The sequence below is a fragment of the Halomonas sp. genome (genome assembly GCF_031581305.1).
In the GTDB taxonomy this organism is placed as follows: Bacteria; Pseudomonadota; Gammaproteobacteria; order Pseudomonadales; family Halomonadaceae; genus Halomonas.
Genome location: NZ_JAVLBC010000149.1, coordinates 1 through 7,896, shown reverse-complemented (window position 1 = coordinate 7,896; position 7,896 = coordinate 1). Strand labels below are relative to the sequence as shown.

Sequence of the window (7,896 nt, the reverse complement as noted above, 5' to 3'; positions counted from 1 at the left end):
TGGTTGTGGGCAGGGAACGCATGCGCCCGCCAAAGCCGGGCTGATAGGGTCATGACAGAATATCCCGGGACATAACGGCCATGCATTGGGCATGGTCGTCTAGGTTGAAGGGCGGTAGATGATGGGAAATCTGTTCGAGACGATACCCGAGCCCCTCCCTGAGGAGCTGTTCGAGGAGGTCGTGAGTGGCCGTGCGGTGACGGTGGAGCGCATTGTATCGCGGGGACACACTTCACCCGACACCGGCTGGTATGACCAGCCGCGACACGAGTGGGTGCTGGTGCTCAAGGGCAAGGGCGTGGTGGCCTTCGAAAGCGGCAAGGAAGTGACGCTCGGCTCGGGCGACCACCTGGCGATCCCCGCCCATTGCCGACATCGTGTCGCCTGGACCGACCCGGATGAGGACACCATCTGGTTGGCGGTGCACTACGAATGAGGCCGATCACGACCCGGCACTCATCGAGGCCGGGGTGCTGGCCCTGATGCCGGCTTTTCGTATCATCGAGCAGCCCGAAGCCGTGGTATTCCCCCCGGGAGAGAGCGGGCGTCTGCATTCAGAGGCGCTGGCCTGGCTTGAAGCGGAGCTGGCCCGGCCGTTCAACGACCCGAGGGTGATCAGCCACCACGCCCCCTGGCCGAATGCATACTGCTGCGCTACCACGGCGAGGGGCCCTCTCCGGCCTTCGCCTCCCTTCTGCAGCTGATGGGCCGCAGGGACCCCTGGCTCCACGGCCATGTCCATGAGCCGATCGACTTACCGCTCTTTATCCCTGACCTGATCATCGAGGTGCAAGACGCGTGATCCCATGAGGCTGCTCTGCGCTGCCGGGCCCGTCTCAGACCGCGGCGGCGCCACCATCGCTGCGCGGGTCGTGGGCGCCTTCCATGAGGCCGTTCGGGTGGTGCACGATGCCTCCGGCATGGCCCATGGTGTCGCTGAAGGCCTCGGGGAGTACCTCGACATCATGGCCCAGGGCCTGCAGCGCCTCGACGCTCTGCGTGGGTATCCGCGATTCGAGCTTGAGGTTGGTGCTGTTCTCCCCCCAGGTACGGCCGAGCAGCCAGCGTGGGGCGCTGATCGCCTCCTGGAGCGGCATGCCGTGGAAGGCGTAGCGCGAGAAGACCGCTGCCTGGGTCTGCGGCTGGCCCTCGCCGCCCATGGTGCCGTAGACCAGGGTGCGGCCGTCCCGGAAGCGAGCCAACGCCGGGTTCAGGGTATGGAAGGGCTTGCGTCCCGGCCCCAGGCCGCGCAGGGCATCCGGGTCCAGCGAGAAACTGATGCCGCGGTTCTGCCACAGCACGCCGCTCTCCGGCAGCACCACGCCGCTTCCGAATTCCCAGTAGATGCTCTGGATGAAGCTGACGGCGCGGCCTTCGCTGTCCAGTGTGCCCATCCAGATGGTGTCCCCGGGTGCCGGCTCGTGGGGCCAGGGCAGTGCCTTGTGCGGGTCGATATGCGAGGCTTCGCGGGCGAGTGACTCCTCGCCGAGCAGGTCCTGCAGCAATACCCCCAGGCGCCCGGGATCGGTGACATGACGGTCGCGTAGCAGGAAGGCCCGCTTGGTGGCCTCGATCAGCCCGTGCAGGTGCCCAACGCTCTCCCCTTCGCTGACCTTCAGCCGCTCGTAGAGAGCAAGGATCATCAGGGCGGCCACCCCCTGGGTGGGCGCCGGCAGGTTATAGAGTGTCGCTTGCTCGAGCTCGACCTCGAGCGGAGTGACCCGCTGGGCACGGTAGGCCTTGAAGTCGTCCAGGCGCAGCGGACTGCCCAGGGCCTCCAGATCCTTCGCCATGCCGACGGCAAGCTCGCCGCGGTAGAAGTCCTCGAGGCCGGCATGGCCGAGCAATGCGAGGGTCTCGGCGAGACGCGGCTGGCGTAGCCGCTCACCGATCTCCGGCAGCCGCCCGTCGATGAGGAAGGCCTCGGCGAAGCCGGGGCTCTGGCAGAGTGCTGCCTGGTGCTTGGCGGTGAGCTGGTGCTGGCTGCGTGACACCGCCACCCCGTCGCGGCCGTGGCGGATCGCCTCGGCCAGCAGGTCGGGCAACGGCATGGCTGACCCCCAGCCTCGTGCGACCTCCAGCGCTTCCTGCCAGCCCCCCACGGTACCGCCCATGGTCAGCGCAGCGAGGGGGCCGCGTTCGGGAATGCGACTGTAGCCCTCATAGAAGGCCGGCGTGGCCAGGCCCGCCGCAGGACCACAAGCATCGATGGCAACCGGCGCCTTGCCCGGTTCATGAATCAGCCAGAAGCCGTCTCCGCCCAGGGCATTCATGTGCGGGTAGACCACAGCGATGGCGGCGGCGGCCGCCACCATGGCTTCCACGGCATTGCCTCCGGCCTTGAGGACATCACGTCCCGCCTCGGCGGCCAGGTGATGGGGTGCCACGCACATGCCAGCGTAGCTACGTCGGGTATGGATCATGGGATTTCCTTGTCGTTTTTCGTTGTCATCAAGCTCACCAGCCGATGATCGCCGGCAACCAGGTGGTGATGGACGGGAACAGGAACACCAGGGCGATGGAGAGCATCAACATGCCTACGAAGGGTATGGCACCCAGGTAGAGATGTCCTGTGCTTACCTCCTTGGGCGCCACCCCCTTGAGGAAGAACAGAGCCCAGCCGAAGGGCGGCGTGAGGAAGGACATCTGCAGGTTCATGGCGACCAGGATCGCCAGCCAGGCCATGTCGGTCCCGTAGCCGATGAAGACCGGCAGGAACATCGGCAAGGCGATATAGCAGATCTCGATCCACTCCAGGAAGAAGCCCAGCACGAAGAGCAGCAGCATCAGGAAGAGCAGGGCCCCCAGTTCCCCGCCCGGCAGCAGCGCGAACATGTCATGGACCAGCCCCTCGCCCCCCAGGCCACGGAACGCCAGCGCGAAGGGCTGGGCACACAGCAGGATGAAATAGACCATGGCGGTGATGGTCAGGGTCCCGTGCAGGGTGGCCTTGAGCATCGGCCAGTCGAGGCGACGGCTCAGGATAGCGAGGAGCAGGCTGCCTACGGCCCCCATGGATGCCGCCTCGGTGGGAGCGGCAACGCCGCCGATGATCGATCCCAGCACGATGAACACCAGCGACAACGGCGGTACCACGCTGCGGCCGATGTCGCGCAGCAGGTCCAGGCGGCTGAATTGTTCACGCTCCTCGCGGGGAATCGCCGGCAGCCACGCGGGGCGACGCCAGCCCAGCAGAAGCAGGAAGGCCACATAGACACCGGCGATGACCAGACCCGGTACCACGGCACCGGCGAACAGCGCGCCCACGGATTCCCCGGTGATGTCCGAGAGCAGGATCAATACCAGGCTCGGCGGGATGATCTGCCCCAGGGTGCCCGAGGCACAGATGGTGCCGCAGGCGATCGCGGGATGGTAGCCGCGACGCAGGAGGGGGGGGAGCGTCAACATGCCCAGGGTGACCACAGTGGCTCCGACGATACCCGTGGAGGCACCCATCAGTACGCCCACCAGCAGGATGGCCATGCCCATGCCACCTCGCAGCCCTCCCATGGCACGGCCGATGGTGTCGAGCATGTCCTCGGCGACCCGGGATTTCTCCAGCATTACCCCCATGAACACGAACAGCGGGATCGCCATCAGGGTGTAGTTGGTGACCACGCCATAGAGTCGGCCCGGCAGAAGGTTGAACAGCATGGGCCCGAAGCCCAGCAGCCCCGCAGAGAACCCCGAGACGGCCAGGGAGACGGCGACCGGAATCCCCATCAGCATCATGGCGAAGAAGAGGCCGATCATGCCGATGGCCAGCCATTCGTTGAGGCTCATGCCACCTCCGTCTCGAGCGCCGGTTGCCAGGCTTGACGCAGGCCACTGAGCATATCGGCAAGGCCTTGCAGGGCCAGCGCCGCGAAGCCCAGCGGCAGGAAGGCCTTGAGCAGATAGCGATGGGTCAGGCCGCCCGGATTGGGGGATCCCTCGCCGAAGGCATAGGACTGCATCACGAAGGGCCAGGCCAGCCAGACCACATAGGCACCGATCACCAGGGTCAGTAGGCCAGTGAGCATGTCGACCAGTCCCTTGGCCTGCTCGGGAAAGCGTTCATAGAAAATATCGACCCGGACGTCGGCACGATGCCTTAGGGCATAGGAGATCCCGATCAGGGCGATGGGTGATACCAGGTGCCATTCCAGTTCCTGGAGCGGCACGGGGCTGATGGAAAACAGATAACGAAGCAGGACATTGGCGGCCACCAGCAGCACTACGCCGAGCAGGCTCGCCTTGGCGAGCCAACCCAGCCACTCGATGCACCGCTCGATTCTCTCGATGAGTGTCAACATGGCGCTATTCATAGGTTAAGTCACAGGTTGAGGAAGGGTTTTTCGCTGACGGCTGCCCAGGAGGCGTGCTTGTCTCGGAAGGTCATGAAGGCGTCATGCACCTTGCGGGTCTCCTCATCCTCGCTGGCCATCTCGGCAAGCACATCGGCGGTCACCCGCTTGAGCTCATCGACGACGGCGGCTGGAAGCGGCTCGGCGATGACGCCCTCGTTCTCCACCAGATCCTTCAGGGCATCGGCGTTTACCGCCTCACACCAGGCCTGGCTCTCGAGGTTGCAGGCCATGGCCGCCGTGCGGACGATGGCCTGGAGATCGGCGGGCAGGCTGTCCCAGGCCTGCTTGTTGATCATCAGCTCGGTGACGTTGGTGGGCTCGTGCCAGCCGGTGGTGTGGTAGTACTTGGCCGCCTTGTGCAGCCCCATGCGACGATCCTGGAAGGGTCCCACGAATTCCGCGGCATCGATCACCCCGCGTTCGAGCGCCGGGAAGATCTCGCCGCCGGGCAGGAGGCGCACGGCGACGCCCAACTCGCTGTAGACCTTACCGGCCAGCCCGGGAATACGCATCTTCAGGCCATCCAGATCGTCGATACGCTCGATGGGCTCACGAAACCAGCCGGTCATCTGCACCCCGGTGTTGCCCATCGGCATCGCCACCAGGCCTCGGGAGGCATACAGTTCGTCCCAGAGTTCCTGGCCACCACCGTGATAGAGCCAGGCGTTCATGCCTTGGGTGTTGAGCCCGAAGGGCACGGTGGTGAAATACTGGGCAGCCGGCACCTGTCCCGCCCAGAAATAGGCATTGCCGGCATTCATCTCGATCGTGCCGCTGGAGACGGCATTGAAGCCCTCCAGGGCGGGGATCAGCTCACCGGCGGCGAAATGATCGATCTTCATTCGCCCCCCCGAGAGCTGCTCCACCTTGCGGCAGAAGTCAGTGGGGCTGCCCGGTCCTTCGACATAGAAGGGCGACCCCGGGCCATAGGCATTGGTCATCCGCCAGTTGAAGGTTTCCGAAGACTGGGCGCGGACTACGGCGGGCGCCCCCATTACCAGTCCAGCGGTGGAGGTAACGGCAGCGGTGGTCAGGAAGTTGCGGCGCGAGAGTGTCATGGAGTTCACCCCTGGGTGTCATGGAATGGATGACGGAAGCCCGTCGTTCTCATTGCGCCGTGACCATTGCAAGGGTTATGCCATAAAAATCGATTATTGTTTAAATAACTGATTAAAAGAGAAATATTGTGTCAATAACGGAGGCCTGTGGCAGGCTCTCCAACGCGAAGCCAGCGTCATGGAGATGCATCGCCCCGCTTCCTGCACCTGAAGCGGGTAGCAGAGAGAGCCTCGGGCACCAAGGCAGCGCGAGACGTCAGGGGCTGGCGATCGCCGTTGGATGGCTCCCGAACTGAAGCTCGGCCAAGTGGCGGTAGAGCGGGCTCGATTCGAGCAGCTCATCGTGGCGGCCGCTGGCCACCAGACGGCCCCGGTCCAGCACCAGCAGCCGGTCGGCGGTGACCACAGTGGCCAGGCGGTGGGCGATCACCAGGCTGGTGCGGCCCATCATCAGGCGGTCCAGGGCCTGCTGCACCAGCCGTTCGCTCTCGGCGTCCAGGGCGCTGGTGGCCTCGTCAAGCAGCAGCACGCCGGGCTTCTTGAGCAGCGCCCGGGCGATGGCCAGGCGCTGGCGCTGGCCGCCGGAGAGTTGCACGCCGCCGGGGCCGAGCGAGGTATCGAACCCCCGGGGCAGGGCCTCGATGAAGTCCAGGGCATTGGCGTCCCGGGCGGCCTTGCGCAGTTCGTCGAGGCCGGCCTCGGCGTCTCCATAGCGCAGGTTCTCGGCCACGCTGCCGGTGAAGAGCACCGGCTCCTGAGCCACCAGGCCCAGCGCCGTGCGGAGTTCTCGTGGATCCAGGTCGCGCAGGTCGACGCCGTCGAGGCGCAGGGCGCCGGACTCGGGGTCATGGAAGCGCAGCAGCAGCGAGAGCAGGGTGCTCTTCCCGGCCCCGGAGGGCCCCACCAGCGCCACCCTCTCGCCCGGGTGGATAGTCAGGTCAGCGTCATCGAGCGCCGGTGATTCACGGCCGGGGTAGGTGAAGCACACTCGCTCCAGGCGGATCTCCCCGGAGAGCGGCTCGGGCATCGGGACCGGACGGGCCGGCGGCGCAATGCTCGGGTGGGTGTCCATCAGCTCCAGCAGCCGCTCCGCGGCCCCGGCGGCGCGCTGGACGTCGCCGGCCACCTCGGCCAGCGTCGCCACGGCGCCCGCGGCCAGCACGGCATAGAAGACGAAGGCCGAGAGCTCGCCGGCGGTCATGCTGCCGGCCAGCACCGCCTGGCCGCCCTGCCAGAGCATCACGCCGACCGCGGCGAAGACCGCCAGCATGGCAATGCCCGTCAGCCAGGCGCGCTGGCGGGTGCGAGCCACGGCAGTGGCGAAGGCCTCCTCGACCCGAGCCCCATAGGCCTGGCGATCCTGGGGCTCGTGGGTGAAGGCCTGGACGGTGCGGATGCCGGCCAGGGCCTCCCCGGCATAGCGGCCGAGTTCCGCCACCCGGTCCTGGCTGAAGCGTGAAAGGCGTCGCACCCGGCGTCCGTACCAGAGGATCGGCAGCACCGTGGCGGGAATGCCCAGCAGTACGATGGCCGAGAGCCATGGCTGGGTCACCAACATCAGTGCCACCGCCCCGACCAGCATCAGCAGGTTGCGCAGGGCCAGCGAGATCGACGAGCCGAACAGGCTCTGCAGCACGCTGGTATCCGCCGTCAGTCGCGAGGTGATCTCTCCGGCGCCGCCGCTCTCCCCGGCACGGGTCTCGAAAAAGCCGGGCGCGAGGTCGAGCAGGTGGTCGAAGACCCGGCGACGCAGGTCGGCCGCCAGCCGCTCGCCGATCCAGGTGACCAGGTAATAGCGCAGCGCCGAGGCCATCGCCAGCACCGCCACCACGACGAGCATCAGGCCGAGGGTCTGGTTGAGCCCTGCGCGATCCTCGGCCAGGAACCCCTGGTCGATGACCAGGCGCAGTCCCTGGCCGAGCACCAGCACGCTGGTTGCCGCGGCGAGCAGGGCCAGCGCCGCCAGTATCAAACGCCAGCGGTAAGGATGCAGCAGCGCCAGCAGGCGCAGCAGCACGCGGGGATCGGGTCGTGGGGCCATGGGGATCTCGGCGGCAGCGTCGGCGGGTGTTGTCGCGACGATAGCAGCCTCGGGAGGTCGCTGCATGACGGAGCGCGTGGTAGCCAGCGGCGCCATGCCGCTTGATGCGTCGGCCGGGCGCCAGCATAGTGCTGATATCACCTGTCGGATGGAGAGAGCGAGATGGTGGACTCCCTTACCGTGGGCTGCTCCCACTGCGGCGCGGTCAACCGTGTCAGTCAGGCGCGTCTGAACGATGCCCCCAAGTGCGGCAAGTGCAAGCAGCCGCTGTTTACTGGCGAGCCAATGGAGCTTAACGCGGCCAACTACCAGGCCCTGGTGGAGCGCAGCGAGCTGCCGGTGGTAGTGGACTTCTGGGCCAGCTGGTGCGGGCCCTGCAAGATGATGGCGCCGATCTTTGCCGAGGCCGCCCGAGACCTCGAGCCCCGCCTGCGTTTCGCCAAGCTGG

At 66.5% G+C, this 7,896-nt stretch carries 7 protein-coding genes; 2 read left to right on the top strand and 5 right to left on the bottom strand.

Annotation, left to right across the window (positions count from 1 at the left end; all coding sequences use genetic code 11):
- Window positions 1-118: 118 nt before the first annotated feature.
- Window positions 119-436: a cupin domain-containing protein gene (locus RI841_RS12185; protein ID WP_310705871.1), complete on the top strand. Its 318-nt coding sequence runs from the start codon at window positions 119-121 to the stop codon at window positions 434-436.
- A gap of 400 nt (window positions 437-836) precedes the next feature.
- Here RI841_RS12185 and RI841_RS12180 read toward each other — a convergent pair whose 3' ends face one another.
- The 5 genes from RI841_RS12180 to RI841_RS12160 all read right to left on the bottom strand — a co-directional run bounded on the left by RI841_RS12180 (window position 837) and on the right by RI841_RS12160 (window position 7,448).
- On the bottom strand, window positions 837-2,423 hold the full coding sequence (locus tag RI841_RS12180) for a gamma-glutamyltransferase family protein (protein WP_310705870.1): 1,587 nt from the start codon (window positions 2,421-2,423) through the stop codon (window positions 837-839).
- A 34-nt stretch (window positions 2,424-2,457) separates the two neighbouring features.
- Window positions 2,458-3,783: a TRAP transporter large permease subunit gene (locus tag RI841_RS12175; RefSeq protein ID WP_310705869.1), complete on the bottom strand. Its 1,326-nt coding sequence runs from the start codon at window positions 3,781-3,783 to the stop codon at window positions 2,458-2,460.
- On the bottom strand, window positions 3,780-4,295 hold the full coding sequence (locus RI841_RS12170; RefSeq protein ID WP_310705868.1) for a TRAP transporter small permease subunit: 516 nt from the start codon (window positions 4,293-4,295) through the stop codon (window positions 3,780-3,782). The genes RI841_RS12175 and RI841_RS12170 overlap by 4 nt, the downstream gene beginning before the upstream one ends.
- Before the next feature lie 20 nt (window positions 4,296-4,315).
- Window positions 4,316-5,407: a TRAP transporter substrate-binding protein DctP gene (locus RI841_RS12165; protein ID WP_310705866.1), complete on the bottom strand. Its 1,092-nt coding sequence runs from the start codon at window positions 5,405-5,407 to the stop codon at window positions 4,316-4,318.
- A gap of 256 nt (window positions 5,408-5,663) precedes the next feature.
- Window positions 5,664-7,448 (bottom strand): ABC transporter transmembrane domain-containing protein, encoded by a 1,785-nt coding sequence (locus RI841_RS12160; RefSeq protein ID WP_310705872.1) that lies wholly within the window; start codon window positions 7,446-7,448, stop codon window positions 5,664-5,666.
- A 162-nt stretch (window positions 7,449-7,610) separates the two neighbouring features.
- Here RI841_RS12160 and RI841_RS12155 point away from each other — a divergent pair.
- Window positions 7,611-7,896, top strand: a 286-nt coding sequence (locus RI841_RS12155) for a thioredoxin domain-containing protein (RefSeq protein WP_310705865.1), incomplete at its 3' end; no start/stop codon positions are given.